The following is a 24,600-nucleotide window of genomic DNA, read 5'->3' on the forward strand; positions in this document are numbered from 1 at the left end:
GGCTGGATGCGCGAGATTGGCGCGAATGCCCGCCTTATAGCCTCGGTTAGTTGGTTTTTCCCGGTAGATTGGCGGCCTGGATGGCAGTCAGGGCGATGGTGTAGACGATATCGTCCACCAGCGCGCCGCGGGACAAGTCATTCACCGGCTTGCGCAGCCCCTGCAGCATCGGCCCGACGCTGACGCAATCGGCACTGCGTTGTACCGCTTTATAGGTGGTGTTACCGGTGTTCAGGTCGGGGAAGATAAACACTGTGGCGCGGCCGGCCACCAGGCTGTTGGGGGCTTTTTGCTTGCCGACACTGTCGATTGCCGCGGCGTCGTATTGCAGCGGGCCATCCAGCAGCAGTTCAGGTTGCTGGGCGCGGGCCAGGCGTGTGGCTTCGCGGACTTTCTCCACTTCATCACCGCTGCCCGAGTCGCCGGTGGAGTAGCTGATCATCGCCACCCGCGGCTCAATGCCGAAGGCGCTGGCCGAGGCGGCGCTCTGCAGGGCAATTTCCGCCAACTCGGCGGCATTTGGGTCAGGGTTCACCGCGCAATCGCCGTAGACCACCACCTGGTCGGGCAGGAGCATAAAGAACACCGACGACACCAACTGGTAGCCCGGCGCGGTCTTGATCAGCTGCAGGGCTGGGCGGATGGTGTTGGCGGTGGTGTGGATGGCGCCGGAGACCAGGCCATCGACCTGATCCAGGGCCAGCATCATGGTGCCCAGCACCACCGGGTCCTCCAGTTGCTGCTCGGCCATTGGTGCGTTGAGGTTTTTGCCTTTGCGCAGCTCGACCATGGGCGCGACATAGTCTTCGCGGACGAGATCCGGGTCGATGATCTCCAGCCCGGCCGGCAGCTCAATGCCCAGAGCCTGGGCCACGGCCTGCACTTCCGTCGGCTTGGCCAGCAGCACGCAGCGGGCAATGCCGCGGGCCTGGCAGATGGCTGCGGCCTGTACGGTGCGCGGCTCGCTGCCTTCCGGCAGGACGATGCGCTTGTTCGCTGCCTGGGCCTGTTTGACCAACTGATAACGGAACGCTGCCGGTGACAGGTGTCGCTCGCGAACGCTGCCGCAGCGCTGGCGCAGCCATTCGTGGTCGATGTGGCTGGCGACGAACTCGGTCACCAACTCCGCGCGCTCGCGGTCATCGATGGGGATTTCCTTGTTCATGCGGTTGAGGTTGGTGGCGGTGTCGTAGGAGCTGGTAGCCACTGTCAGCACCGGCAGGCCGGCCTTCAGGGCGCCCTGGCAGAGCTCCATGATGCGCGGGTCGGGGGCAAAGTCGCTGCACAGCAACAGGCCCGCCAGCGGAATGCCGTTCATGCTGGCCAGGCTGGCGGCGAGGATGATGTCGTCGCGATCGCCGGGGGTGACCACCAGCACGCCGGGCTTGAGCAGGTGGACGCTGTTGGGCACGGCGCGGGCGCAGAGAATAATCTGCTGCACGCGGCGTTTTTCATAATCGCCGGCATTCAGCACATGGGCGCCCAGCAGGTCAGCCACATCGCGGGTACGGGGGGCGTTCAGCTGGCTCTGCCAGGGAATGCTGCCGAGCAGGCGCACATCGGTATTGCCCTGCATGTGGCCGAGCTCTTCCAGACGCTTACTGAAGTCGACCACGGCGTCGGGGTTGCGCACCTTGTTGAGGATCACCCCAAGCACCTTCGGCGCTTTCGGCCCGCCAAACATCTGCATCTGGATTTCCAGGCGATCAAACAGCTCACTGAGGCTTTCCGATTCGGCCGACGACACCAGAATCACCTCGGCATCCAGGCTCTTGGCCAGGTGCAGGTTGATTTGCCCGGCATAGCTGGCGTGGCGGTTCTGCACCATGCCTTCGACGATCACCACGTCGTGGCCTTCGGCGGCTTGCTGGTAGAGGCTGATGATGTCTTCCAGCAGCTCATCCAGTTGACCGTCGCCGAGGCGCCGTTCGACATAGGCCTGGTCCAGCGGTGTGGGTGATTTCAGCCCGTGGGTACGCGCGATGAGTTCGCTGGAGCGCTCCGGGCCGGTGTCGCCGGGGTGCAATTGGGCAATTGGCTTGCAGAAGCCGACTTTCAGGCCGGCTAACTCCAAGGCGCGAACCAGGCCCAGGCTGATGGAGGTGAGGCCGACGCCAAAACCGGTGGGGACAACGAAAAAGGTATGCATGTCAGCTCTCAGTTCAGCAACGCAAGGGTGTCGAGGGCGATCTGCCGCTCTTCATTGGTGGCGATGACCAGCACGCGGGGATGGCCCTGGCGCTGGATGGCGCCGCTCTCGCCACGCACGCAGCGGGCGTTGGCGGTGTCATCCAAGTACAGGTTGAGCAGGCGCAGGTGGGCCAGGGTCTTGCTGCGCACCAGGGCCGAGTTCTCACCGATGCCACCGGTGAAAATCACCCCGTCCAGCTGCGGCAGGGCGCAACTCATGGCGGCCAGGGATTTGGCCAGGCGATAGCAGAACACCTCGATTGCCAGGGTGGCGCCGGGATGGCCGCTGGCGCTGGCCTGCTCTAGGCTGCGCATGTCGTTGGACAGCCCGGACAGGCCGAGCAGGCCGCTGTCGTGGTTAAGCATGTGTTCGGTCTGCTCCAGGCTCCAGCCCAGGGTACGGGCCAGGTGGCCGAACAGGTTGGGGTCGATGTCGCCGCTGCGGGTGCCCATTGCCAGGCCTTCCAGCGGGGTCAGGCCCATGCTGGTGTCGCGGCTCTGGCCGTTGACGATGGCGCAGGTCGAGCAGCCGTTACCCAGGTGGGCCGATAGCCAACTGCTGTTGGCTGGGGTGAGGCCGCTGAGCTCGGCGGCGCGCTGGCTGACGTAGCGATGACTGGTGCCGTGAAAGCCGTAGCGGCGCACGCCGTGCTCGCGGTACAGCACCTCCGGCAGGGCATAGCGGTAGGCGTGTTCCGGCAGGCTTTGGTGGAACGCAGTATCGAACACCGCGACTTGCGGCAGTTCGGGAAACAGGCCCAGGGCCGCTTCGATACCCAGCAGATTGGCCGGGTTATGCAGAGGTGCCAGCGGTGCGGTGCTGCGGATGGCCGCCAGGGTGGCACTGTCGATGCGGCTGGCCTGGGTAAAGTGTTCGCCACCATGCACCACTCGGTGGCCAATGCCGAGCAGTCGGCCGTTCGCGGCCAGCTCGACTCGCGGTAGCAACAGCGCCAGGGCATCGCGGTGATCGGCGCCGGGCATGTTCATGCTGTGTTTTTGACCGTCCTGTTGCCAATGCAACACGGCGTCAGGCGAGCCCAGGCGCTCGGCCAGGCCGCTGAGGGCGAAATGGCTGTGGGCTGGATCCAGCAGGGCAAACTTGATGGATGAGCTGCCGCAGTTGATTACCAGAATGTTCCGGGGTGTCATCGGTGATCCTTGCTGATGGAATGCTGGGCGCACCAGCCGCAGGGGAAGGGCTGACCCAGTAGAGCATGACGTTGTTGCGGATCAACGACCCAGGGGCGATTTTGCCAGGGTGGTTGATGGCGCAGATGTTGAGTATGGCCGCAGGACAAGAGTGCCACCCAGTGGCCTTCGTCGTCCTGACGAAAATCAAGCAGCAGTGCCGCCTGGTCCCGTTTGTCCGGGCTCGGTTCGCTTTCGGGCGAGGCCTTGGTTAAACTTGTCCGTTCTTTATTCTTTCGCAAAAGGTCTCGCCCCATGCTGATCGCCGCCAACAAGGCTGTCTCTATCGACTATACCCTGACCAACGACGCCGGTGAGGTGATCGATAGCTCCGCCGGCGGCGCGCCGTTGGTCTACCTGCACGGTGCAGGCAACATCATCGTTGGTCTGGAAAAAGCCCTGCTGGGCAAAGAAATCGGCACCGAGCTGACCGTGACCGTTGAGCCTGAAGACGCCTACGGCGAATACAGCGCTGAGCTGGTAGCGACCCTGGGTCGTGACATGTTCGAAGGCGTTGATGAGCTGGAAGTGGGCATGCAGTTCCACGCCTCCGGCCCGGACGGCGGCATGCAGATCGTCACCATCCGTGACCTGGACGGCGACGACGTGATCGTTGACGGCAACCACCCACTGGCTGGCCAGCGCCTGACCTTCGCGGTAAAAATCGTTGCCGTGCGTGACGCCAGCGCCGAAGAATTGGCCCATGGTCACATCCATGGCGAAGGTGGTCATCACCACTGATTGAGCAACTGCTAGACTGCTCAAACGTCAGGTTAAGTTGTACTGGAAGGCGCCTACGGGCGCCTTTTTAGTCCGCCAAGGATTTTGGAGACTGTATCTATGAGCGCCTTTCACGACCTTACGCTGACCGGGCTTGATGGTCAGGAACTGCCGCTGGCACCCTTTGCCGGGCAGGTGGTGCTGGTGGTCAATGTGGCTTCAAAGTGTGGCCTGACCCCGCAATATGCAGGGCTGGAGAATCTCTATCAGCATTATCGGGCTCAGGGCTTTCATGTGCTGGGCTTGCCGTGCAACCAGTTTGCCGGGCAGGAGCCGGGTACCGAGGCCGATATCCGCCAGTTCTGCAGCCTCACCTATGGTGTGAGCTTTCCGTTGAGCAGCAAGCTGGAAGTCAACGGTCCTGGCCGTCACCCGTTGTACCGGTTGCTGGCGGGGGAGGGTGCGGAGTTTCCCGGCGACATCACCTGGAATTTCGAGAAGTTTCTCGTCGGCCCGGATGGCCGTGTGCTGGCGCGGTTTTCTCCGCGTACCACCCTAGAAGATCCGGCCCTGATCGAAGCGGTCGAGAGCGCCCTGGCAAACCTGCCCGGCGCTTAAGCGCGCCGCAACGCGGCTTGCGATCTAGCGGCAACAGACCCTAGCATCTGTGGCACTAACTGTAGTTATCGGCGGGCGTTGCCCGTCAGTTCAGAGCAGGGGCCTTGATGAGTTTTCTCGCAGCCGATATTGGCGGCACCTACACCCGATTGTTGCTTGCCGAACCCAACGCTACAGGCTGGCGGGTGGTGCGCGAGCAGCGCTTTGTCGGTGCCGACTACCCTGGGCTTGAGGCCATCGTGCAGCTGTTCCTCGGCACCGAGCGGCCGAGTGTGGCCTGTATTGCCGTGGCTGGGCCGGTCAGTGAGCAGCGCGTGTGCATGACCAACCTGCCCTGGAGGCTGGATGCCCGCGAGCTTGCTGCGCACTTCGGCATCGCCCAAGTACACCTGCTCAATGATTTCGCCGCGCAGGCCTATGGGTTGGACAGTTTACCTGCCAGCGACCTCTGCACTCTGCAGGCCGGCCAGCCCCAGGCTAACGGCGTGCGGGCGCTGCTCGGCGCCGGTACTGGTCTGGGTATGGCCTTGCTGGTGTGTTGCGGTGAGCACTGGCAGGTGCTGCCGAGCCAGGGCGGCCTGGCTGATTTTGCCCCCGTGGATGAGCAGCAGCTGGCGCTCTGCGCAGCCTTGCAGCAGGCCTACGGGCGCGCCAGCCAGGAGTTGTTGCTGTCCGGCCATGGCCTGGAACGCCTGTATGGCTTTCTGGCCGGGCGCGGTGTGTTGCTGGGCACCGGTCCCGATGCGCGTGAAATCTCTCAGGCGGCGGAGCAGGGTGAGCCGTTGGCCTGCGCCAGCCTGGCCTTGTTCGCGCGCATCTTCGCCGCCTGCGCCGGTAACCTGGCCTTGCTCGGCCTGGCCCAGGGCGGCGTCTACCTGAGTGGTGGCATTGCGCCGAAGATGCTCGCTTTCCTGCAGCAACCCGAGGTGCTGCAGGCCTTTAGCGACAAGCCGCCGATGCGCGAACTGTTGCAGCGCATGCCCTTGCATGTGGTGCTTAACGAGCAACTGGGCCTGCATGGCGCCGCGACCTTGGCGGCACAGCTGTGCCGGGCGCAGCCTGAACAGGCTGAGGGCGGGCTATGACCGAGCTACCCCCGCTGTTGCCGGCCCGGCGACTGTCCTGGCAGTTTCTGCGGCTGGTGGCGCCGTATTGGAATTCGGCGGACAAGTGGCGGGTGCGCGGTTATACCGCCCTGTTGCTGCTCTTCACCTTGGCCCAGGTCGGTCTGGCGATCTGGATGAGTTACTGGAGCCGGGCGCTGTTCGATGCCCTGGAAGACAAGTCGCTGAATGCCTTGTTGGTGCAGATCGGCACCTTCGTGCTGATCTTCCTGCTGACCATGGCGGTGACGGCCCTGCACATGCACGTCAAACGCTGGCTGCAGCTGGACTGGCGGCGCTGGTTGACGGAAAAGGTCCTCGACCGCTGGATGGCCCAGGGGCATCACTATCAGCTGCAATTGATCGGTGGTGAACACGATAACCCCGACGGGCGGATTGCCGAAGACATCCGCATCGCCACCGAGAGCACGGTCAATCTGACCCATTCGCTGGTCTATTCGCTGCTGGTGTTCGGCAGTTTTATCGACATCCTCCTGGTCCTTACCGGCAGCGCCTATATGCCTGGCACCACCTGGCTGGTGCCGGGCTATATGGTGATTCTGGCATTCCTCTACGCCGGTGCCGGCACTTTGTTCGGCCTGCTGCTGGGGCGCCCTTTGGTCAAGGCTACCAACCAGCTGCAAACCGCCGAGGCCAACTTTCGCTTTGGCCTGGGCCATTCCCGTTCCAACTCCGAGTCCATTGCCCTGATGCGCGGCGAAGGTATGGAGCGGCGCAATGCGGCCAATTTCTTCGCCGAGCTGGGTCAGCGTTGGAATCGCCAGACCGTCGGCTATCTCGGCATCATGGCGTTCTCCTCGGGCTATGGCGCGCTGCTGCCCGTGTTTCCGATCCTGCTGATGGCGCCGCAGTACATCGCTGGCAGCATGACCCTGGGCATCCTGATGCAGGCGGCGCAGGCGTTTCAGAAGCTGACCTCGGCGCTGTCCTGGCCGATCGATAACCTTGGCGAGCTGGCCCATTGCCGCGCCTCGGTGCAGCGTGTGCTGAGCCTGTACAACGACATGCAGGTGCTTGACGAGCAGGCGGCCGAGCCGCAGGAACACCGGATCAGCGTGCTGCAGTCGAATCAGTCCGAGCTGGTGCTGCGTGACCTGTGCATCGCCAATCCGGACGGCCAGGTGCTGATCGAAGACCTGAATGCCACCATCCACCGGGGCGAGCGGGTGCTGATCGCCGGGGACCCGACCGTCACCATCAGCCTGTTCAAAGTGGTGGCTGGCCTCTGGCCCTGGGGCCATGGCGAGGTTTGGCTACCCGCGGGGGCGCAGATCAGCTTCTTGCCGCAACGGCCGTTCCTGCCGCTGGCCAGTTTGCAGTCGGTGCTCAGTTATCCCTATGCCGCTGATAACTTCAGCGCCAAGGCCATGCACCATGCCCTGGAGTGCGCCGGGTTGGCTTGGCTGGCGCCGCGGTTGGCTGATGTGGATAGCTGGGATCGGGTGCTGCCTCTGCGCGCCCAGCAACGCCTGGGGATGGCACGGCTGTTTCTGCAGCAACCGGCCTGGGTGTTTATTGAGGAAGCCACCGATGCCTTCGACCCCAAGGGCGAGGACTGTATGATGGACATGCTGCAGCGCGAGCTGCCCAACGCCAGCCTGCTGACCATCAGTTTTCACGGCGGTCTGGATCGTCACTACCAGCGCAAGCTGGTGCTCAACCGCCCGGCCGAGGACAAGTTCCTCAGCTGCAGCACGCCGAGCTGCGCGCTGAAGGTCCCTGGCTAAGGCCAATCAAGCCAAGGTAATGGCGCTACGTAGCCCGGATAAAATCCGGGTGGTGCATTCCCTCTCAATTCGCTCCCGGATTGCATCCGGGCTACGTCTCTAAGGCCAATCAAGTCAAGGCAATGGCGCGGCGTAGCCCGGAGTCTTCCGGGCTCTTGTGGGAGCGGTCTTGACCGCGATAGGTCGCGCCGATGTCGCGTTTAAAGGCTTCGCGGTCAAGACCGCTCCCACGGATTTTGCAGGCGCCTTCCTATCCAGGTGATGCAAACCTAGGGCCGTAGGATGGGTTGAGCCTGCGATACCCATCAAATCTTCGTTGCGGATCAAGCGCGTGATGGGTATCGCTGCGCTCCACGCCATCCTACGCAGAGCATGCCGGTCTAGCTGAAATTGGCCGGTAGCCAGCCGCGGTTGACGCATTCGCGGAAGCACCAGGCCGGTGTGGTTTCGGTCTTGTAGCTCCAGAAGAACCAGCCCAGGTATTTCTCGAAAGTCAGCAGCTGGGCGGCGGCATAGCCGCGGTAGGCGGTGTCCTGCTGGAACTGATCCATGTGTTCGAGGGCGTGGTTGAACGGCCCGTCTGCCCACAGCGACACCACTTTCAGGTCCAGGCCCAGGCTCCACTCGCCGCAATAGGCCGGCAGGCCGAGCTGGTTGATGATGGCATCGGCTTCGCTCTTCCACTGGCCGCTGGCCTTGTGGATATGGGTGTAGATGTCGCTGTCGATATCGCCGCGCTCGAAGCACTGGTAGCGGTGCAGGTCGAACACCACGTTGACGAATTCGGGCGTCTGCATAAAGCCCAGGTATTCCTCGAACGAGCGGAAGCCGTCGTGGAATACCACGCTGACTTTATCCGCCGAGCAGTGCTGGCGAATCCGCCGGTAGGCGTCGACGTTGTAGCTTTTCAGGTAGTCGGTGGGCACGTCCCAGCGCGGCTCGTTGAGCACTTCGATGGCATGCAGAGCCGGTTCGGCGTGGTAACGCTCGGCCAGGCGTTCGAGCACGCTCAGCGAGTGCTCGCGGTAGTCGGCCTGGGTGTGCCATTCGCAGACATCCTTGATCCCGCCGTTATCGAAACCGTTCTGGCAGCCGGGGGCGGCGTGCAGATCGAGGACAATTTTCAGCTCCAGCTCTTTGGCCCAGGCGAAGGCGCGGTCGAGCACTGCCAGGCCGCCTTCGACGAAGGGGTAGCGGTGCTCGCCGTAGCTGCGGTGGTACGGATAGTCGGCGCCGAAGATCCAATGGCCGACCGGGATGCGCACGGCGTTGATGCCGCGCTCGTGCAGCCAGACAAAATCCTCGCGGGTGATGAACGTGTTCCAGTGCTGCTGCAGGCGCTGCGTGGCGGCGGCGCCCAGTTCGGCACACCAGGTGGTTTCATCGGTGGCCTGCAAGCCCTCGAACACACTGGGGGTCATCCATTTCTCCAGCACCAACCAGCCACCAAGGTTGACGCCGCGGAGTTTGACGGACGGGGACTGCTGGGAAAGCGGGGACTGTGACATGCAAATGCTCCTTGAACCGGACCGGGCAACGACGGTTAAGCCTGTGCTTTCAGCATAGTTTGGCCGCACGGGTGGCGGCCTTGATATGCGGCAAAGGTTAGGCCATGTACCCGTTACATGTTGCAAGGCATTCGTCCCATTGCCGATGGTTGTGTTTGAGACAGCAGTGAGTTCGAGCGGTTAAAAGCTTCGCGGTCAAGACCGCTCCCACGGATTTTCAGGCACCTCAGTCCCCCGGTCCCGTCAGGAGGCCGAGTGGAGGTGCTGTGTAGAGGGGCATTTGGCATGGATGCCAAATGAGGAACGATGGGCCAGGGATGGTCCACTGTGACGACCCTCGGAACAGCACCGGAACGAGGGAAGTTTCGCGCAGCGAAACCCGGATGCCGGGTGCGCTTTCTCTTTGGTTACTTTCTCTTTCGCGCAAGCAAAGAGAAAGTGACTCGGCGTAAAGCCGAAACCGGTAGTGGCCAAGTGCGCAACGCATAACGGGTACAGCACCAACAGTTAGGCATTTGATGCGTGCGGTTCAGGATGTCAGTGCGCTGGCCTGGGGCTCGGCGTTGGGGGCGCGCAACCGCTCCAGGCAGTCGCTAACGCAGTGCTGAGCACGGCGCGCCAGCTGGTTGCGGTTCTCCTCTGGCAGCGGTAACAGCAGCGGCAGCAGATGGATTTCCACCTCGGCGGCTGGCGCGCTGAGCAGTCGGCGCAGGTGACTGAGCAGATCGTCGTCGCCGATAAACGCCGCTTGCAGATCGACCGCACCGTCGCGCCAATAGCGGATGGCCACCGGTTGCACGGCTCGTTGCTGCTCGATCACGCCACTCAGCAGGCGACCATGAAAGGTGCGCAGGCTCTGGCCGTCGGTGGTGGTGCCTTCGGGGAACAGCAGCAGTGCGCGATCTTCCTGCAATTGCTGGCCGATCTGCGCACCGATGTCGTTGCTGTCGCCAGCGCCACGTTGGATAAACAGGGTACCGGCCTGCGCCGCCAGCCAGCCGGCCAGGGGCCAGGCGCGCACTTCGGCTTTGGACAAAAAGGTCAGCGGTTGCAGGGCGCCGAGCAGGGGAATGTCGCACCAGGACACATGGTTGCTCAGCCACAGGGCCGTCTGCCCAGGCAGTTGACCGTGTACCTGCACACGCACTGGCAGGCAGCGCACCAGCCAGCTCAGGCACAAACGGCTCAGGCGTTGGCGCAGGTGTTCGGCGGGTTGGCGAGTGAGCGCTTGCAGCAGTTTCAGGGCGCCGGCCAGCAGTAGGCTGGCGCTCAGCCACAGCAGTAGCAGCAGGCTGCGCCCGAGCAGGCGCAGGTGGGCCATCATACGGCGGCCTTGAAGTGACGTGCGTAGCGCGGGCACAGCTCGTCGCGTTTGAGCAGGATAAACACGTCAGCCACCTGGAAATCCTTGTCCCAGCACGGCTCGCCGCAGATCTTCGCACCCAAGCGCATATAGGCCTTGAGCAGCGGCGGCAGTTCGGCGATCACGTTGCTCGGCACATCGAGGGGCGGCAGCGGGGTTTTCGGTTCGGCGCGCAGGTGCTGGTTGCACAGGTAGCGTTCACACAGACGCTGCATGATCGCCTGGGCCTGGATGCCGCCGTCCTGCATGGGAATGCTGGCGCAACCCATCAGGTAGCGATAGGCACCCTCGTTGAGCACCTCGGCCAGTTCGCCCCAGAGCACGGCGATGGTGCCGCCGTTACGGTAGGCCGGATCGACGCAGGTACGGCCGATCTCCAGCAGTGGGCCTTCGAGGTTGGGCAAGCCGTGCAGGCTGAATTCTTCTTCGCTGTAGAAGCGTCCCATGCGCGCTGCGGCCTGGCGGTCGAGCAGGCGGGTGGTGGCCACCAGCTTGCCGCTGTTGAGATCGCGTACGCCGATGTGCCGGCAGTGCGGGTCGTAGTCGTCACGGTCCAGACCTAGTTCGGCACCTTTTAGTTTGGCGTCGAACTCCTGGCTGAACACTTGAAAGCGCAGGGCCTGGGCTTCCTCCAGGGCGCGGGTGCCGAGCAGGCGTTCGGCCTGTAGGCGGCGTTCGGGACTGGCAGTGCGGGTGCGGGCAGTGGTGCTCATTGTGTCGCCTCCATGAAGCAGCCTGGCAGGGGTTGCGGTCTGTCGACTTTGTTGTGCAAGCTCAGGCTAGGTAGAACGAATGTCAGTGCCGTGACACTGCAGTGATGCTTGCGTGACAACTTCCAAGGAGTTCCCCATGTTCTGGTCCACCCTGCTCAGCCCCGCCGAACGCCTGCCGGCCCTGCCTTTGGAGGACTGGTTTGCGGCGTTGCAACTGCGTACCGGTGAGGTGGCGCCGCTGGAGTTGGCCATGCTTGGCGGACGCCTGGCGGCAACGCCGGGGCTGGCGTTTCTTGCTGGTTATCAGGGCGCCTTGCGCGCGCTCTGGCCGTCGGCGCCGGCCAGCTTGGGGGCGCTGTGCGTGACCGAGAGCAGGAGCACCCGCCCGGCGGATATGCAGACGCGCCTGACGGATTTGCAGTTAAGCGGGCGCAAGGACTTTGTTACCGCTGCCGAAGCGGCCGACTGGCTACTGGTGGCCGCCCGTGATGAGGCGCCGGGCGCGTCACCCCACCTGTCGCTGTGTGTGGTTTACAGCGGCGCGCCGGGCGTGCGCATCGAGCCGCTGCCGAGCCTGCCGTTGATGCCGGATATCGGCCATGCACGCTTGCACCTGGAGCAGGCCACGTGCGAACTGCTGGCCGGCGACGGCTGGGATGCCTATGTAAAGCCGTTTCGCAGCATCGAAGACCTGCATGTGCTGGCGGCGGTCACGGCCTGGCTGTATGGCGTCGGCCTGGACAGCGGCTGGCCCCAGGGTTTGCTGCTGCGCCTGAGCAGCCTGTTGGCGGGTTGTGCCGAACAGGCCCGGCAATGCCCGCGGGCGGCGGCCAGTCATGTTTTGTTGGGTGGACTGTTCGCCCAGTTCGATGGTTTACAAACCGAGCTGGCAGCGGCCTTCGCCGCCGGCCCAGCCGACTGGGCTGCACTCTGGCAGCGCGACCACAACCTGCTGAATATCGCCGCTGGCGCGCGTGCCAAGCGCCTGGAAAAAGCCCTGCAGGCCTTGCACCTGGCGCACTGACAGCGCCACTGGCTACAGACGCAGGGCTTTTTGCAACGGTGCGCTGTGCGGGTCGTCGCGGTGGCTGACCAGCGCATAGTTGTAGCCGGCTTGAGACCAATAGCGGGCTTGCAACTCACCGTCCTCGCGGGCGCCGCTTGGCATCTGCGCATACAGGCTGCCGGGGGAGCGCAGGTACAGGCTGGTACGCTGCCCTTGGGCGTCCTCGAACAACAGCAACGCCGCCGGCCCCTGTTCGGTCGTCAGCAGCCGCGCGCCCACGGCATGAAGGCCATAGGACTGTAAGTCCGGTAAGCGCGACGCATGGCTGAAGCGCTGGTCCAGCCAGCCTTGCAGGGCTGCTGTGTCGCGCGGCTGCAGATCGACCACCTGATCCGGGGTGAGGGCGAACAGGCGGTGGGCTTCCAGGGCATCCTGCATCGGTGGATTGGCCGCCAGCAGGTTCTGGCTGCGTGCCTGCCAGCCGCCAACGCTACCCATACCGACCGCCAGCAGCAGGGCCGCGGCTGTCGCCAGCAGGCGTTGCTGGCCCTGGCGGCGACGCCGGCGGATGGCCAGCGGGTCGAGTTGCGGGTTGCTGACCAGCGGGTCCAGGTTAGCCAGGGCCGCGCGCAAGTGCTGGGCATCCTGGCGCCAACCGGCCACTTGCGCGGCAGCATCCGGGTGACTGGCCAGATAGGCCTCCACGGCCAGGCGGGTGGGCTCGTCCAGTTGCTGGTCAAGGTAAGCGTGCAGCAGTTCGCTGTTGGGCTGAAACGGGTTCATTTAAGTCTCCGCATGGCGGGTCGAGGCCGGGTATCACCACTCAGGTCGCGCAGCGCCTGGCGCGCCCGGGATAGGCGCGACATCACGGTGCCGATCGGGATGCCCAGGGTGTCGGCGGTTTGCTGATAGCTCAAGCCTTCGACACTCACCAGCAGCAACAGAGCGCGTTGCTCGTCGGGCAACTGGTTGAAGGCCTGCAAGGTGGCGTGGGCTTCCCAGTGTTGTTCCGGCGAAGGTGCACTTGCATCTTCGCGGCCAAACAGTGCAAGCAGCCGGGCATGGCGTTTGGCTCGGCGCTGAGTGTCGAGAAATTGTCGATAGAGAATGCTGAACAGCCAGGCGCGCAGATCACTGTCCGCTCGTTTGCTGCCCCAGCGCGACAGCGCACGCTCCAGGGTGGCCTGCACCAGATCATCGGCACAGGCCGGCTGGCGGCTTAGCGACAAGGCAAAGCGGCGCAGGCGTGGCAGCAGTTCGCGCAGTTGCTGGTCATCAATCATGCGGGTCTCGGATGGGTGGCGACGCCGTTTGGCCAGCGTGGCCTGGGCGTCAGTGAGAGTGTGACGCACGCGCGGAAGATTTATTCCCGCGTGACGGAATAAAAACCGCGTTGCTGCGTCTCACCGCCTCACTGACTTGGCCGAGTGGCCCTGGAGCCTGATTCATGAGTAGCCCCGCAATGCCCCCATCGACCTTGATCTGGCGCTGGTCACTGATTGGCGTGTGCATAAGCGCGCTGGTCGCCAGTTTTATTGCCGCTGGCGGCTGGCTCGATCCGCAGCGCCTGAGCCCGCGCCGGCTGGTCGATCAGATTGAAGCCAATGCTGGGTTGTACCCAGGCTATCGGCGCGCCCATGCCAAAGGCTTGTGTGTCAGTGGCTACTTTGAGGCCAATGGCCGGGCCCAAGCGTTGTCGACGGCGGCGCTGTTTGCCCCTGGGCGAGTGGCGGTCAGCGGACGTTTGTCGATTGGCGGTGCCAACCCCCATGCCGGTGATACCAGCTTGCCGGTGCGCAGCCTGGCATTGCTGCTGCAACAAGCCGACGGCCAGCAATGGCGGATGGCGATGAACACCCCACCCGTGCTGGCGGTGGCCACGCCGCAAGCGTTTCTTGAGCAGGTCCAGGCGATGCGTGCTGACCCCGCCACCGGCAAACCCGACCCGGCACGCATGCAGGCGTTTTTTGCCGCACATCCGGAGAGCGCAGCCTTTCGCCAGTGGGCGCAGCAGCACAAACCGACGTCGAGTTTCGCCAACAGCACGTACAACAGCATCAATGCCTTCTACCTGATCAACGCTGCCGGTGAACGTCAGGCGGTGCGTTGGGCGTTGCAACCGGAGGCGGCGGTGCAGCCGTTGCTGGCTAGCGCCACGGGGCCGGCGTTGTTGCAAGAAGAGTTGCTAGACCGGCTGCAGCAGGGCCCCGTGCGTTGGCAGCTGATACTGACCCTGGCCGATGCGGCGGACCCGCTCACCGATGCCACCCAGGCCTGGCCTGCCAGCCGCCCGCAACTGCATGCGGGCAGTTTGGTGGTGGAGCAGGCCGTCAGTCAGCAGGCGGGTGCCTGCCGCGACATCAACTTTGATCCCCTGATCCTGCCCAGCGGCATTGAGCCGACGGCCGATCCGATACTGCAGGCGCGTTCGGCCGCCTATGCCGAGTCCTTTAAACGGCGCACCGCAGAAGGTGCCCCGCAGCCCGCCCGTGGAGTTCAACTATGAGTCGTCAGTCATCTTCGTTTGCCCCGGCGGCGCGCCTGCTGCATTGGCTGATGGCCGTGCTGTTGCTGGCCATGCTGTTTATCGGCGTCGGCATGCTCAGCACATTGTCGGCTTGGCACAGCACGCTGCTGGCCATCCACAAACCGCTGGGTGTGTTGCTTTTGCTGTTGTGGGGGTTGCGCCTGCTGGTGCGTTGGCGCCAGGCGCCACCGCCGTTACCCGCCGATCTACCCGACTGGCAGCGGTGGGGTGCCAGCTGCAGCCATGCTCTGCTGTATGGGCTGATGCTTGTGCTGCCGCTGGTGGGCTGGGCCATGCAAGGTGCCGCCGGTTATCCGCTGCTGCTCGCGGGTTGGGCGCTGCCGGCACTGGTGGCACCTGACCCGCAACTCTATGCCGGCTTGCGCCTGGCCCACGGCTATCTGGCCTATCTGTTGTTTGCGCTGATTGTGTTGCACCTGGCCGCCGGGTTGTATCACGGCCTGATTCGCCGTGATGGGGTGCTCGCCAGCATGACCGGCGGGCGCTGAAACGCACTCAGTAGCACTGGCGCGTTTGGTCATTCAAGGGTGTCACAGTGACGTGCTAGGGTGCGGCCTCGAATAACAATCAGAGGCTGTGCCATGCCCGTTGCCATTCTTCGCCGCCTGCTGCTGGTCAGCAGTTTGTGCGCCGCATCGCTGATCCAGGCCGAGACCTGGCCTGGCGCCGACTGGAGTCGCGCCGAGGCGCCGAGCAGTGCCGCGCTTGAGGCGTTCAGCGCCTATGCCTTCCCGCCCCGCGATGATGTCAGCCGCCAGGGCATTCGCACCGATGCGCTGCTGGTGATCCGTGACGGGCAGATTATTTACGAGCGCTACGCCGGGCCGACCAAGGCCAGCACCCCGCACCTGACCTGGTCGGTGAGCAAGAGCCTGCTGGCGGCGACCCTCGGCGTGGCCTATGGCGAAGGGCGCTTCAAGCTGAGTGAGGCGGCGGCCACGTACTACCCACCGTTCGCCGCCCATCCCGAGGTCAAACTCGGCCATTTGTTCAACTGGGCTTCGGGCCTTAACTGGCAGGAAGACTACGAATACGCGCCGCTGAATTCCTCGGTGGTGGCCATGCTTTACACCCGTGGCCGTACTGATATGCCGGCCTTTGTCGCCAGTCATCAGGGCGAGGCCACACCGGGTACGCGCTTTCGCTACTCCAGTGGCGACAGCAATGTGCTGTCGGCGGCGCTGAAGGGCATGCTCGGTGCCGAGGCGTATGCCGACTACCCCTGGACGGCCTTGTTTGAGCCTCTGGGCATTACCTCGGCGGTGTGGGAAACCGATGCCAGCGGCACCTTTGTTGGCTCTTCCTATGCCTATATGACCGCCCGTGACCTGGCCCGTGTCGGCCTGCTGATGCAGCGCGACGGCCGCTGGGGCGAGCGCCAGTTGTTGCCCAAGGCCTGGGTCGAGTTCAACCGCACGGCCTTTGCCGCCTATCAACCGCTGCCCGGTGAAGCCGTGCCCGGTGGTCACTGGTGGTTGAACCAGGCGGTAGCTGGCGCCGCCAAGCCCTGGGCCGACGCACCAGCCGACAGCTTTGCCGCCCTTGGTCATTGGGGGCAGGCCTTGTATGTGCTGCCCAGCGAGGGCCTGGTGATCGTGCGGTATGCCGATGATCGCGACAAAAGCTATCAGCACAATGAATTGCTCAAGCGGGCCTTGTTCGCTTTTAGTCCGGAGGTGGCGCAATGAGCCTTAGCCTGATCAAACGTCGCCCATTCACCAGTTTTTTGCTGTTGCTGGTTATCGTTCTGTTGGCCCTGGGCTGGTCCAAGCGCACGGCCCTGGCGGCGTTTCCGGACATCATCAGTGCCTACACCGCCAAGGAATACTGCTCGTGCCGTTACGTCATGGATAACCCGGTGGATTACTGCCTGGCCTACGTCAAGCAGTACGTGCCGACCAGCCGTTTTGTCGATGATGTTACCCGTAAGCAGGTCAGTGTCAGTGGCCTGGGCCGCAGCAATACCGCGGCCTGGCTAAGCCCGCGACAAGGCTGTCAGTTACTGCCCACGCCCTGATTCGGCAATGCCGCGCGAACTTTGTGCGGCATGCGTGGGTTTGCAAGGCTGGCGCGGGCGGCTATGGTGGCGCCTGAGTTTGCCTTGCGAGAATGCCCCATGTTGAAACTATCCGCCTTCCTCCTGGCCGCCTGCGCGGCCTTGCCGGTGCATGCCGACTGGCAGCTGGACAATGAGTCCTCGCGGCTTTCGTTTATCTCCACCAAGGCCACCCATATCACCGAGGTCAACCGTTTCCGCGGCCTACGCGGCAGCGTCGAGGATGACGGCAAGGTGCGCCTGCAGGTGGAGCTGGAAACCGTGGAAACCGGCATCCCCCTGCGTGATGAGCGGGTGCGCAAGCAGCTGTTCGAGATCGCCCGCTTTGCCGAGGCCGAGATCAGCGCCCAACTGGATTTTGCCCCCCTGGTGGCCCTGGCGCCTGGCGCCCAACTAGAGCTGCGCTTGCCGCTGCTGGTGAACCTGCACGGCCATCAGCAGGAGTACCGCAGTGAGCTGCTGGTGACCCGGCTGGACGATCGGCGCTTTCAAGTCGTGACCCTGGCACCGCTGGTGCTGAATGCCGCTGACTTTGGCCTGGCCGAGGGCCTGGAAAGCCTGCGCGCCCTGGCGGGCTTGCCGGCCATCAGCCTGGCGGTGCCGGTCAGCGCGGTGCTGATCTTCAATGCCCGCTGATGATCTTTCCCTGGCGCAGCGGTAACCGCTTCGAGCTGCTGCTCGACGGCCCGCAGTTCTTCCCGCGCATGTTTGCCGCCATTGCCGGTGCCCAGCGCCAGGTGGAGCTGGAACTGTATCTGGTGACGGCCGGCAATTGCGCCACGCAACTGGTCGACCAGCTCTGCCTGGCGGCCCTGCGCGGGGTGCAGGTGCGTTGCCTGCTGGACGGTTTTGGCAGCCTCGGCTTGCCGGCGGCACAGCGCGCCCAGCTCCTGGCCGCCGGGGTGCAGCTGCGCTTTTACAACCCGTTGGGCTGGCACCGGGGCATGCGTAACCTGTATCGCGATCATCGCAAGCTGCTGCTGGTGGATGGCGAACTGGCGTTTGTCGGTGGCACCGGTGCCACCGATGAGTTCTGGCAGCCCCAGGACAACAGCCATGCCTGGCATGAGGTGATGGTGGCCATCGCCGGGCCGCTGGTGGCGGACTGGCAGCAATTGTTCGAGCGTCAGTGGCCGGCGTCGTTGGCGCGTTTGGCCTGGCGCCCAGCGCCCTATGCCGGCTTGCCGCGTTTGCCGGTAAGCCCGCGGCAAGGCAATGGTCTGGGGCGGGTGGCCTATGCCGACGGTCGCCAGCACCGCGACATTCTGCATTCCATGGTGCGCGCGCTGCTCAGCGCCAAGCAGCGTATCTGGCTGGCCACGCCGTATTTTCTGCCTACCTGGAAAGTCCGTCGCGCCTTGCGCCGAGCAGCCCTGCGCGGGGTGGATGTGCGCCTGCTGCTGACTGCGCGCAACACCGACCATCCGCCGGTGCGCTTTGCCGGCCAGCGCTACTACCCGCGCCTGCTCAAGGCCGGGGTGCGCATTTATGAATACGAGCCGCGTTTTTTGCACTTGAAGATGCTGCTGGTGGACGACTGGGTTAGCGTCGGTTCGTGCAACTTTGATCACTGGAATCTGCACTTCAACCTGGACGCCAATGTCGAGGTCTTCGACCCGGCGTTTACTGCTCAGGTTGAGGCCAGTTTTGTGGAGGACTTCAGCCACAGCGAGGAAGTCGACCTCTGGCGCTGGCGGACCACGCCCTGGCCTCAGCGTTTGCAACAACGCCTGTGGGGCTTGCTGGATCGCTTGTTGGTCAATCTGCTGGACCGGCGGCGCTAGGCTGCAGTGGTTGAATTCGCGGTTAGGCTGCTCACCATGACGCGGTAACAGCTCATCACCATCACCCCCGACTTTTGTCGGGTGCTAGGGCGATAGTGGCTGGATATGCTCGGACTAAATAATCAAAAAGGAGGCGCGCATGCGCCGCTATCGGCTGTTGGTGTTGGTGCTGTTAACGGGTTGGCTGAGTGCTTGCTCGACCCCAGGGGCATTTTTCGGCGCGACCGAGGGGCCGCTGTTTAAGCCCCGTAGTCTGAGCGATGAAAACCGCGTGCTGCTCTATCTCTACCGGCCGCAAAGCAACTGGGCCGATCAGGAGTTGGAAGCCCCTGGTCTATTTATCAACACCCAGTTGTTCAGCGGCCTGCCCAGCGGCGGTTACCTGGTGATGGAACTCGACACCGCCAGTTACCAGCTGGAAATTCGCCGGCCGTTGCTGGGCAGTTACTGGACCCTAGTGGCGGAGAGCCCGATGGACTTCACTCGGGTTGCCAGTTTCGCCCTGGATGCCGAGGCCGGCGCCACCTATTACCTGCGTTACGATGAACTCAGTCCGCCGCCCCACGATGACAGCCTGGCGGCCAGCGGCGACGGTCCGTTGCAGCTCGTGTCCGAGAAGGTCGCGCTTGGCGAGCTAACCCGCAGTCACCGGATCAAACCCTTTACCCGCATTGCCGCCAGTGGCGAAGCCCATGTACGTCGCTCGCAACGCAGCTTCTGGCGCTCGGTGGGCGACGCGCTGAACAATATTGGTATCTAAAGCCGTGGGGGCAGGTCAGGAGCGCGTGGCGGAGTATTGAGCTCCGCTTTTTGCTTTCGACAAGGGCCCGCTTCCCGCTCTAGCCCGTTCATTGAGCACACCACCGTGCTTAAGCCGCGAGTTGTCAGTCCCAGCCCGGTGGGCAGTTTTTGCAGCCGGGCATATTGGCGCCCTGGTAGTTGCCATACAGCTGGCGGCTGTCGCTGAGGTCGGCATTTTCCAGGTTGGCGCCGCCCATTTTTACTTCCTGCAAGTTGGCTGAGAGCAAGGAGGCGCCTTTGAGGTCGGCTTTGCTCAGCCAGGTCATTTCCAGATTGGCGGCCGTCAGGTTGGCGTTATGCAGTTTGGCCCCCGACAGCCTGGCAAACTCCAGATTGGCGGCGCGCATGTCGGCGCCGGTAAAGTGCGCGCCCTGGGCAAACAGGCCCCAGCCGTTGATGGCCACCAGGGTGCTGGCGCTAAAGTCGGCCAGGCGCAGGTTGCTTTGCTGCAGGCTGGCGCGAGTCAGGTTGGCGCCTTGCAGGTGGGCTTTTTCCAGGTTGGCCAAATCAAGGCGGCTATGGCGTAGGTTGGCGCCGCGCAAATCGGCACCGGCCAGGTTCATCCGACGCATGTCCTGATTGCTCAAGTCGGCGCCGCGCAGGTTGGCATTCGGGCACTGGCTGTCGGCTTCGATACGGCAACCGTTGACGGTTAGCGCCTGGTCATCGGCGCGCAGCTCACCGGCGATCAGCAGTAGGGCGATGGGCAAAAGTAGAGGTAGCGGGTGCATGGCGTAGCCTCGTAAATAGGCTGCCAGCCATGGCGACTGGCAGCGGCAAAAGGGCTGGGTTACAGCGTTGTAACCGTTATGTGTTGCAACGCAGACGTTCCGAGGTAGGAGCGGCTTCAGCCGCGAAGCTGTGCTGGCTTTGGGATTGTTCGCGGCTAAAGCCGCTCCTACAGAAGCCTGGTTGCAGCCCCCGTAACAGTGGCTTGGCTTACTTGTCCCAGCTTGGCAGCTTGAACACCCAGAAAGAGCCGCCCTGGGCGACCGGTTTGGTCAGCTCGGCCATGTCGCCGCCCCACAGCGGCACGGCGCCGCCATAGCCGGTGGTGACACCGATGTACTGCTCGCCGTCCTGCTCCCAAGTGATGGGCGGGGAGATGACTCCGGTGCCGGTCTGGAACTTCCACAGCTCCTTGCCCGTTTTCGCGTCGAAGGCTTTGAAGAAGCCGTCGCCGGTGCCGGTGAACACCAGGTTGCCCTTGGTCGCCAGCACGCCACCCCAGAGCGGCAGCTTCTCTTTGTGCTCCCAGGCGATCTTGCCGGTGGTCGGGTTCATCGCCCGCAGGATGCCGACGTGATCGTCATACAGGCGCTTGATGCGGAAACCCATGCCCAAATAGGCGGAGCCGGCCTTGTAGTGCGGCTCCTCGGCCCAGTAGTCCTCCTTCCAGTGGTTGGCCGGAATGTAGAACAGGCCGGTGTCCTGGCTGTAGGCCATGGGGCTCCAGTTCTTGCCGCCGAGGAAGGGCGGCGACACTTCCACTGACTTGCCCTTGGTCTCGCCTGGCGCGGGCTTGGGTGGGCGCTGGCCTTCGATCTCCACCGGGCGGCCGGTTTTCAGGTCGATATGGCTGGCCCAGGTGATCTTGTCGACGAAGGGGAAGGCGTTCTGCAACTTGCCGTTGTTGCGGTCGACCACATAGAAGAAGCCGTTACGGTCGGCGTGGGCGGTGGCTTTGACGGTTTTGCCGTCCTTGGCCTTGTAGTCGAACAGCACCAGTTCGTTGTTGCCGGAGAAGTCCCAGGTGTCGTTGGGGGTGTGCTGGTAAAACCATTTCACTTCGCCGGTGGTGGCATCGACGCCGACTTGGCCGGAGGTGTAGAGGCTGTCGAAGTCTTTCGGCTTGCCACCCTCGGCGGTGCGCGCCCAGCCGTTCCAGGGGGCCGGGTTGCCGGCGCCGACGATGATGGTGTTGGTCTCGGCATCGAAGCTGGCGCTCTGCCACGGCGCGCCGCCGCCCTGACTCCAGGCCGCGACCTTACCGGTCGGCGAGTTCGGATCGTTGGGCCAGGACGGTGCTTTGACATCGCCCGTTGGGCTGCTGTCTTTGCCGTTCAAGCGGCCCATGTGGCCTTCCACGAAGGGGCGCATCCAGACTTCTTCGCCGGTGTCGGGGTCGCGGGCGAACAGCTTGCCGACCACGCCGAACTCATCCCCGGAGCTGCCGTGCACCAGCAGGGTTTTGCCGCTGACCTTGTCTTTTACCAGGGTCGGTGCGCCGGTCATGGTGTAGCCGCTGGCGTGATCGCCGAACTTCTTGTTCCACAGCACCTTGCCGGTGTCTTTGTTGAGAGCCACGACGCGGGCGTCGAGGGTGCCGAAGTAGATTTTGTCGCCATAGATGGCCGCGCCACGGTTCACCACATCGCAGCACGGGCGGATGTTGTCCGGCAGGCGGTGGTTATAGGTCCACAGGCGTTTGCCGGTTTTGGCGTCGAGGGCGAACACCCGCGAGTAGGAGCCGGTGACGTAGATCACACCGTCATGGACGATGGCCTGGGACTCCTGGCCGCGCTGCTTTTCGTCGCCAAAGGAGTACGACCAGGCCGGGGTCAGCTTGAACACGTTATCGGCATTCACCTGCTGCAGCGGGCTCCAGCGCTGGGCATTGGTGCCCATGCCGTATTGCAGCACGTTGTTGGTGGTCAGGTGGTCGTTGGCGATGTCGTCCCAGGTCACCGGGGTGGCCAGGGCGCTGCCGCTCAGGCCAAGGCCGGCGGCCAGCAGCAGGCTGTGAATGGCCAGCGCCACTGGGCGTGGCGAGCTGGGTAAGGTTCTTGTTGTCATGGTCGGTTCCCATCGTGGTTGAGAAGGCTGCCGGTCGCCGTGTGGTTGCTGACCTGGCGAGTCGATAGTGGAACCGCCCCCGCGCGGCGGAAACGGAAAAGCACCCGCCCATGCCGGGAAAAATGCCCAAACCGCGCCTGAATTAGCCTTGCCTCGAAAGCCCTGTTACGCGGCGCCCGCAAGCCTTACTACCAAGGGAGTAGAGGCGAGCCACCAAAGCAGCATTCGTTGCTGCCTAGGGGCTTTCTAAGATGCCTGTAACTGAGCGGCGTAACGACAGCTCTGCGTGCAGATATAAACGAGGTCTTCATCATGACAATCAAAAAGAACGGCTTGGCACTGCTGCTGGTGGCTTTCTCGGCCAACCTCTGGGCTCACGGTGATGTGGTGCCGCAGGCAGTCAAGACCGATGGCCTGGAGCCGGTAGGTAAAGAATGGCTGGAAGAAAACCCCTACCGCGGCAACCCCAGGGCGATTGAAATCGGTGCCTCGGCTTACAACCAGAACTGCGCCGCCTGTCACGGCCTGGAAGCCAAGTCCGGCGGTATCGCCCCGGACCTGCGCCTGCTCGAAGAAGGCATTAGCGGTGACGAGTGGTTCAAGGAGCGGGTCATCAACGGTGCGGTGCGCGATGGTCGCGTATATATGCCGAAGATGGCCGACTACCTGAGCCAGGAAGCCCTCTGGGCCGTGCGTAGTTACCTGGAAAGCGTGGCCATTCAGGAGTGACGCACATGCGCCCGATCCGCCTGCTGTTGTGGCTCTGGCTGGGCCTGTGCGCCGGTCAGGTGATGGCCCAGGCGCCGGTGCGCAGCTATGACTCGATTACTGAGTCTGGCGTGCTCAAGGTCATGCTCTATCAGGGCTTTGCGCCCTACAGTTTCCAGCAGGATGGCCAGCCGCGCGGCGTCGATTATGAGGTCGCTAAGGCGCTGGCCAAGGGCCTGGGCCTGACGCTTGAGGTGATCTGGGCTCAGCCTGGGGAAAAGCTCGACGACGACCTGCGCGATTACATCTGGCGCGGCCATTACCTGCGCCCCCACGAGCTGGCCGACGTGATGATGCGGGTGCCTTACGACCGTGAGTTTTCCTACAAGAGCAACGAGTTCGGTGAGCTTATCAACGAGCACGTGGTGATGTTCGGCCCCTATCAGCGTGAGCGCTGGCAGGTGGCCTACGACCAGCGGCGGCTGGACAGCGTGCCCAGTGTCGCGGTGTTCCAGCACAACCCGATCGGGGTCGAGGTCGACAGCGTGCCGTCCTTTTACCTGTCGTCGATCTTCGACGGCATGCTCAGCGGCAAACTGCATCACTACGCCACCACCGAGGCGGCCTTTGCCGGGATGAACAACGCCGAAGTGGACGCGGTGATGGCCCTGCGCGGCGAGATCGACTGGCAGCTCAAGCAAGCCGCCAACCCCTCGTTCGCCAAAGCTGAAAACGCCTACCCGGACATGGGCAAGCAGGTCTGGGACATCGGTATGGCGGTGCATGAAAGCAACCGCCAACTGGCCTATGCCCTGGAAGAAAAACTCGAAGAGCTGATCCTTGCTGGCGAGGTGCGCACGCTGTACCAGCAGTACGGCCTGCAGTACGAGTTGCCGGAGTTGTACCAGGACGTTCAATAGCGCACGCACATAGAAATGGCCGGAGGTGGGTGATGGAACAGCTGGATTGGCGTTGCTACCTGTTGTTGGCCGTACTGGCCTTGCCCCTAGACAGCTGGGCGGCACCGGCTGACCCAGTCAGTTCGGTGATGTGGGACTACCATCACGCGCGCCTGCTGCATGGCGAGGCGTTTGTTTTCGACCCGCAGATCAAGCTGCAAGTCCCACCGTTTGCCGAAGACGCCCGCCAGGTGCCGTTGCAGGTGGATGCCAGCGCCTATGCCGGTCAAGTGGTGCGCATGCTGGCCTGGGCCGAGCTGAACCCGATCGCGCAGATTTTCGACTTCCGTCCAGGCCCGTTGGTGCAGCCGACACTGGCGATACGCATCCGCATCGAACAGGCCACACCGATCCGCGTGGCGGTGCAGACCCGCGACGGCCTCTGGCATGTGGGCTCGACCCAGATCGATGCCGCCGGCGGTGGTTGTACCGCACCGAGCGTGGTGCGCGCCCAGGCGGGTTGGGAAGAGCGCCTGGGCCAGGTGCAGGGCCAGCGCTTCGCCCAGGCCGAGGGCAGCCGCCTGCGCCTGCAGGTAGCTCATCCGATGGACAACGGTCTGGTTGGCGGCATTCCGGAATTCTTTCTCAATCAGGCCGAGCTGCGTGGCGTCGACGGTAGCGTACTGGCCACCCTGGAGCTGTTTCCCGCCGTCAGCGAGAACCCCACCTTGAGCTTCGACGTGCGCGCCAACGCCCCGACTGAAGTGTGGCTGCGCGACAACAATGGCAATGAGTTCAAGGCTGAGCTTTAGGTCGTCGTTGTCGCCTGTTCGCGGTCAAGACCGCTC

At 63.6% G+C, this 24,600-nt stretch carries 25 protein-coding genes; 15 read left to right on the forward strand and 10 right to left on the reverse strand.

From position 1 onward, the window contains the following. Window positions 1-46 precede the first annotated feature (46 nt). From pta to AC56DI_RS08260, 3 genes are read right to left on the reverse strand one after another with little or no spacing between them, the layout of a single operon-like run. Window positions 47-2,149, reverse strand: coding sequence for a phosphate acetyltransferase (gene pta / locus AC56DI_RS08250; RefSeq protein ID WP_496345719.1), 2,103 nt, complete (start codon window positions 2,147-2,149; stop codon window positions 47-49). A gap of 8 nt (window positions 2,150-2,157) precedes the next feature. Continuing rightward, window positions 2,158-3,342 carry an acetate kinase gene (locus AC56DI_RS08255; RefSeq protein WP_496345720.1) on the reverse strand — a complete coding sequence of 395 codons (1,185 nt, stop codon included), beginning with the start codon at window positions 3,340-3,342 and terminating at the stop codon, window positions 2,158-2,160. Next, window positions 3,339-3,668 (reverse strand): DUF3565 domain-containing protein, encoded by a 330-nt coding sequence (locus tag AC56DI_RS08260; protein ID WP_496345831.1) that lies wholly within the window; start codon window positions 3,666-3,668, stop codon window positions 3,339-3,341. The genes AC56DI_RS08255 and AC56DI_RS08260 overlap by 4 nt, the downstream gene beginning before the upstream one ends. On the opposite strand from AC56DI_RS08260, the gene AC56DI_RS08265 reads away from it, so the two are divergent. The 4 genes from AC56DI_RS08265 to AC56DI_RS08280 all read left to right on the forward strand — a co-directional run bounded on the left by AC56DI_RS08265 (window position 3,637) and on the right by AC56DI_RS08280 (window position 7,570). Further along, window positions 3,637-4,122: an FKBP-type peptidyl-prolyl cis-trans isomerase gene (locus AC56DI_RS08265; RefSeq protein WP_496345721.1), complete on the forward strand. Its 486-nt coding sequence runs from the start codon at window positions 3,637-3,639 to the stop codon at window positions 4,120-4,122. The genes AC56DI_RS08260 and AC56DI_RS08265 overlap by 32 nt on opposite strands. A gap of 99 nt (window positions 4,123-4,221) precedes the next feature. Continuing rightward, on the forward strand, window positions 4,222-4,719 hold the full coding sequence (locus tag AC56DI_RS08270; RefSeq protein ID WP_496345722.1) for a glutathione peroxidase: 498 nt from the start codon (window positions 4,222-4,224) through the stop codon (window positions 4,717-4,719). A 107-nt stretch (window positions 4,720-4,826) separates the two neighbouring features. Beyond that, window positions 4,827-5,804, forward strand: coding sequence for a glucokinase (gene glk / locus AC56DI_RS08275; RefSeq protein WP_496345723.1), 978 nt, complete (start codon window positions 4,827-4,829; stop codon window positions 5,802-5,804). After that, window positions 5,801-7,570, forward strand: a complete 1,770-nt coding sequence (locus AC56DI_RS08280; protein ID WP_496345724.1) for an ABC transporter ATP-binding protein/permease — start codon at window positions 5,801-5,803, stop codon at window positions 7,568-7,570. The genes glk and AC56DI_RS08280 overlap by 4 nt, the downstream gene beginning before the upstream one ends. A gap of 380 nt (window positions 7,571-7,950) precedes the next feature. Here AC56DI_RS08280 and AC56DI_RS08285 read toward each other — a convergent pair whose 3' ends face one another. From AC56DI_RS08285 to olsB, 3 genes are all read right to left on the reverse strand, one after another. Further along, on the reverse strand, window positions 7,951-9,078 hold the full coding sequence (locus AC56DI_RS08285; RefSeq protein WP_496345725.1) for a glycoside hydrolase family 5 protein: 1,128 nt from the start codon (window positions 9,076-9,078) through the stop codon (window positions 7,951-7,953). Window positions 9,079-9,607: 529 nt separating this feature from the next. After that, entirely contained in the window at window positions 9,608-10,399 is a 792-nt protein-coding gene (locus tag AC56DI_RS08290; protein WP_496345832.1) for a lysophospholipid acyltransferase family protein, read from the reverse strand. Continuing rightward, window positions 10,399-11,154 carry an L-ornithine N(alpha)-acyltransferase gene (gene olsB / locus AC56DI_RS08295; protein ID WP_496345726.1) on the reverse strand — a complete coding sequence of 252 codons (756 nt, stop codon included), beginning with the start codon at window positions 11,152-11,154 and terminating at the stop codon, window positions 10,399-10,401. The genes AC56DI_RS08290 and olsB overlap by 1 nt, the downstream gene beginning before the upstream one ends. A 136-nt stretch (window positions 11,155-11,290) precedes the next feature. Here olsB and AC56DI_RS08300 point away from each other — a divergent pair, with 136 nt between their 5' ends. Further along, window positions 11,291-12,178, forward strand: a complete 888-nt coding sequence (locus AC56DI_RS08300; RefSeq protein WP_496345727.1) for an acyl-CoA dehydrogenase family protein — start codon at window positions 11,291-11,293, stop codon at window positions 12,176-12,178. Between the two features lie 12 nt (window positions 12,179-12,190). On the opposite strand, the gene AC56DI_RS08305 is transcribed toward AC56DI_RS08300, so the two are convergent. Both AC56DI_RS08305 and AC56DI_RS08310 read right to left on the reverse strand, forming a co-directional pair. Then, window positions 12,191-12,943, reverse strand: a complete 753-nt coding sequence (locus tag AC56DI_RS08305) for an anti-sigma factor family protein (RefSeq protein ID WP_496345728.1) — start codon at window positions 12,941-12,943, stop codon at window positions 12,191-12,193. Next, window positions 12,940-13,443 carry a sigma-70 family RNA polymerase sigma factor gene (locus AC56DI_RS08310; protein WP_422588548.1) on the reverse strand — a complete coding sequence of 168 codons (504 nt, stop codon included), beginning with the start codon at window positions 13,441-13,443 and terminating at the stop codon, window positions 12,940-12,942. Before AC56DI_RS08310 ends, AC56DI_RS08305 begins: the two co-directional genes overlap by 4 nt. Window positions 13,444-13,607: 164 nt before the next feature. On the opposite strand from AC56DI_RS08310, the gene AC56DI_RS08315 reads away from it, so the two are divergent. From AC56DI_RS08315 to AC56DI_RS08345, 7 genes are all read left to right on the forward strand, one after another. Continuing rightward, window positions 13,608-14,666, forward strand: coding sequence for a catalase family peroxidase (locus AC56DI_RS08315; RefSeq protein WP_496345729.1), 1,059 nt, complete (start codon window positions 13,608-13,610; stop codon window positions 14,664-14,666). After that, window positions 14,663-15,196 (forward strand): cytochrome b, encoded by a 534-nt coding sequence (locus tag AC56DI_RS08320; protein ID WP_496345730.1) that lies wholly within the window; start codon window positions 14,663-14,665, stop codon window positions 15,194-15,196. The genes AC56DI_RS08315 and AC56DI_RS08320 overlap by 4 nt, the downstream gene beginning before the upstream one ends. A gap of 93 nt (window positions 15,197-15,289) precedes the next feature. After that, the gene (locus AC56DI_RS08325) at window positions 15,290-16,396 is read left to right on the forward strand and encodes a serine hydrolase domain-containing protein (RefSeq protein WP_496345731.1); all 1,107 of its coding nucleotides are present in this window, start codon (window positions 15,290-15,292) and stop codon (window positions 16,394-16,396) included. Continuing rightward, window positions 16,393-16,725, forward strand: coding sequence for an amidase (locus AC56DI_RS08330; protein WP_496345732.1), 333 nt, complete (start codon window positions 16,393-16,395; stop codon window positions 16,723-16,725). Before AC56DI_RS08325 ends, AC56DI_RS08330 begins: the two co-directional genes overlap by 4 nt. 99 nt (window positions 16,726-16,824) lie before the next feature. After that, window positions 16,825-17,400, forward strand: coding sequence for a YceI family protein (locus AC56DI_RS08335; protein ID WP_496345733.1), 576 nt, complete (start codon window positions 16,825-16,827; stop codon window positions 17,398-17,400). Next, window positions 17,400-18,548 carry a phospholipase D-like domain-containing protein gene (locus AC56DI_RS08340; RefSeq protein ID WP_496345734.1) on the forward strand — a complete coding sequence of 383 codons (1,149 nt, stop codon included), beginning with the start codon at window positions 17,400-17,402 and terminating at the stop codon, window positions 18,546-18,548. Before AC56DI_RS08335 ends, AC56DI_RS08340 begins: the two co-directional genes overlap by 1 nt. A 139-nt stretch (window positions 18,549-18,687) precedes the next feature. Next, window positions 18,688-19,308 (forward strand): DUF2846 domain-containing protein, encoded by a 621-nt coding sequence (locus tag AC56DI_RS08345; protein ID WP_496345735.1) that lies wholly within the window; start codon window positions 18,688-18,690, stop codon window positions 19,306-19,308. A gap of 124 nt (window positions 19,309-19,432) precedes the next feature. Here AC56DI_RS08345 and AC56DI_RS08350 read toward each other — a convergent pair whose 3' ends face one another. Both AC56DI_RS08350 and exaA read right to left on the reverse strand, forming a co-directional pair. Beyond that, complete coding sequence (locus tag AC56DI_RS08350; RefSeq protein ID WP_496345736.1) at window positions 19,433-20,080, reverse strand: pentapeptide repeat-containing protein; 648 nt, start codon at window positions 20,078-20,080, stop codon at window positions 19,433-19,435. A 208-nt stretch (window positions 20,081-20,288) separates the two neighbouring features. Further along, window positions 20,289-22,145, reverse strand: a complete 1,857-nt coding sequence (gene exaA, locus AC56DI_RS08355; protein WP_496345737.1) for a quinoprotein ethanol dehydrogenase — start codon at window positions 22,143-22,145, stop codon at window positions 20,289-20,291. Window positions 22,146-22,457: 312 nt separating this feature from the next. Between exaA and pedF the strand changes: the two genes are divergently transcribed. Genes pedF through AC56DI_RS08370 form a run of 3 tightly spaced genes read left to right on the forward strand, consistent with a single transcriptional unit; the run spans window position 22,458 to window position 24,564 of the window. Further along, the gene (pedF, locus tag AC56DI_RS08360; protein WP_422587029.1) at window positions 22,458-22,874 is read left to right on the forward strand and encodes a cytochrome c-550 PedF; all 417 of its coding nucleotides are present in this window, start codon (window positions 22,458-22,460) and stop codon (window positions 22,872-22,874) included. 5 nt (window positions 22,875-22,879) lie between these two features. Next, complete coding sequence (locus AC56DI_RS08365; RefSeq protein WP_496345738.1) at window positions 22,880-23,773, forward strand: substrate-binding periplasmic protein; 894 nt, start codon at window positions 22,880-22,882, stop codon at window positions 23,771-23,773. A 41-nt stretch (window positions 23,774-23,814) separates the two neighbouring features. Then, window positions 23,815-24,564: a quinoprotein dehydrogenase-associated SoxYZ-like carrier gene (locus AC56DI_RS08370; RefSeq protein WP_496345833.1), complete on the forward strand. Its 750-nt coding sequence runs from the start codon at window positions 23,815-23,817 to the stop codon at window positions 24,562-24,564. The last annotated feature ends 36 nt before the right edge of the window (window positions 24,565-24,600 follow it).

The organism is Pseudomonas sp. BGA-UO-ETr-WB11 (assembly GCF_059567785.1).

Excerpts from the sequence above, each read along its gene's own strand:
- pta (WP_496345719.1), bottom strand. The coding sequence starts at position 2,149 with ATGCATACCTTTTTCGTTGTCCCCACCGGTTTTGGCGTCGGCCTCACC.
- AC56DI_RS08255 (WP_496345720.1), bottom strand. The coding sequence starts at position 3,342 with ATGACACCCCGGAACATTCTGGTAATCAACTGCGGCAGCTCATCCATC.
- AC56DI_RS08265 (WP_496345721.1), top strand. The coding sequence starts at position 3,637 with ATGCTGATCGCCGCCAACAAGGCTGTCTCTATCGACTATACCCTGACC.
- AC56DI_RS08270 (WP_496345722.1), top strand. The coding sequence starts at position 4,222 with ATGAGCGCCTTTCACGACCTTACGCTGACCGGGCTTGATGGTCAGGAA.
- glk (WP_496345723.1), top strand. The coding sequence starts at position 4,827 with ATGAGTTTTCTCGCAGCCGATATTGGCGGCACCTACACCCGATTGTTG.
- AC56DI_RS08280 (WP_496345724.1), top strand. The coding sequence starts at position 5,801 with ATGACCGAGCTACCCCCGCTGTTGCCGGCCCGGCGACTGTCCTGGCAG.
- AC56DI_RS08285 (WP_496345725.1), bottom strand. The coding sequence starts at position 9,078 with ATGTCACAGTCCCCGCTTTCCCAGCAGTCCCCGTCCGTCAAACTCCGC.
- AC56DI_RS08290 (WP_496345832.1), bottom strand. The coding sequence starts at position 10,399 with ATGGCCCACCTGCGCCTGCTCGGGCGCAGCCTGCTGCTACTGCTGTGG.
- olsB (WP_496345726.1), bottom strand. The coding sequence starts at position 11,154 with ATGAGCACCACTGCCCGCACCCGCACTGCCAGTCCCGAACGCCGCCTA.
- AC56DI_RS08300 (WP_496345727.1), top strand. The coding sequence starts at position 11,291 with ATGTTCTGGTCCACCCTGCTCAGCCCCGCCGAACGCCTGCCGGCCCTG.
- AC56DI_RS08305 (WP_496345728.1), bottom strand. The coding sequence starts at position 12,943 with ATGAACCCGTTTCAGCCCAACAGCGAACTGCTGCACGCTTACCTTGAC.
- AC56DI_RS08310 (WP_422588548.1), bottom strand. The coding sequence starts at position 13,443 with ATGATTGATGACCAGCAACTGCGCGAACTGCTGCCACGCCTGCGCCGC.
- AC56DI_RS08315 (WP_496345729.1), top strand. The coding sequence starts at position 13,608 with ATGAGTAGCCCCGCAATGCCCCCATCGACCTTGATCTGGCGCTGGTCA.
- AC56DI_RS08320 (WP_496345730.1), top strand. The coding sequence starts at position 14,663 with ATGAGTCGTCAGTCATCTTCGTTTGCCCCGGCGGCGCGCCTGCTGCAT.
- AC56DI_RS08325 (WP_496345731.1), top strand. The coding sequence starts at position 15,290 with ATGCCCGTTGCCATTCTTCGCCGCCTGCTGCTGGTCAGCAGTTTGTGC.
- AC56DI_RS08330 (WP_496345732.1), top strand. The coding sequence starts at position 16,393 with ATGAGCCTTAGCCTGATCAAACGTCGCCCATTCACCAGTTTTTTGCTG.
- AC56DI_RS08335 (WP_496345733.1), top strand. The coding sequence starts at position 16,825 with ATGTTGAAACTATCCGCCTTCCTCCTGGCCGCCTGCGCGGCCTTGCCG.
- AC56DI_RS08340 (WP_496345734.1), top strand. The coding sequence starts at position 17,400 with ATGATCTTTCCCTGGCGCAGCGGTAACCGCTTCGAGCTGCTGCTCGAC.
- AC56DI_RS08345 (WP_496345735.1), top strand. The coding sequence starts at position 18,688 with ATGCGCCGCTATCGGCTGTTGGTGTTGGTGCTGTTAACGGGTTGGCTG.
- AC56DI_RS08350 (WP_496345736.1), bottom strand. The coding sequence starts at position 20,080 with ATGCACCCGCTACCTCTACTTTTGCCCATCGCCCTACTGCTGATCGCC.
- exaA (WP_496345737.1), bottom strand. The coding sequence starts at position 22,145 with ATGACAACAAGAACCTTACCCAGCTCGCCACGCCCAGTGGCGCTGGCC.
- pedF (WP_422587029.1), top strand. The coding sequence starts at position 22,458 with ATGACAATCAAAAAGAACGGCTTGGCACTGCTGCTGGTGGCTTTCTCG.
- AC56DI_RS08365 (WP_496345738.1), top strand. The coding sequence starts at position 22,880 with ATGCGCCCGATCCGCCTGCTGTTGTGGCTCTGGCTGGGCCTGTGCGCC.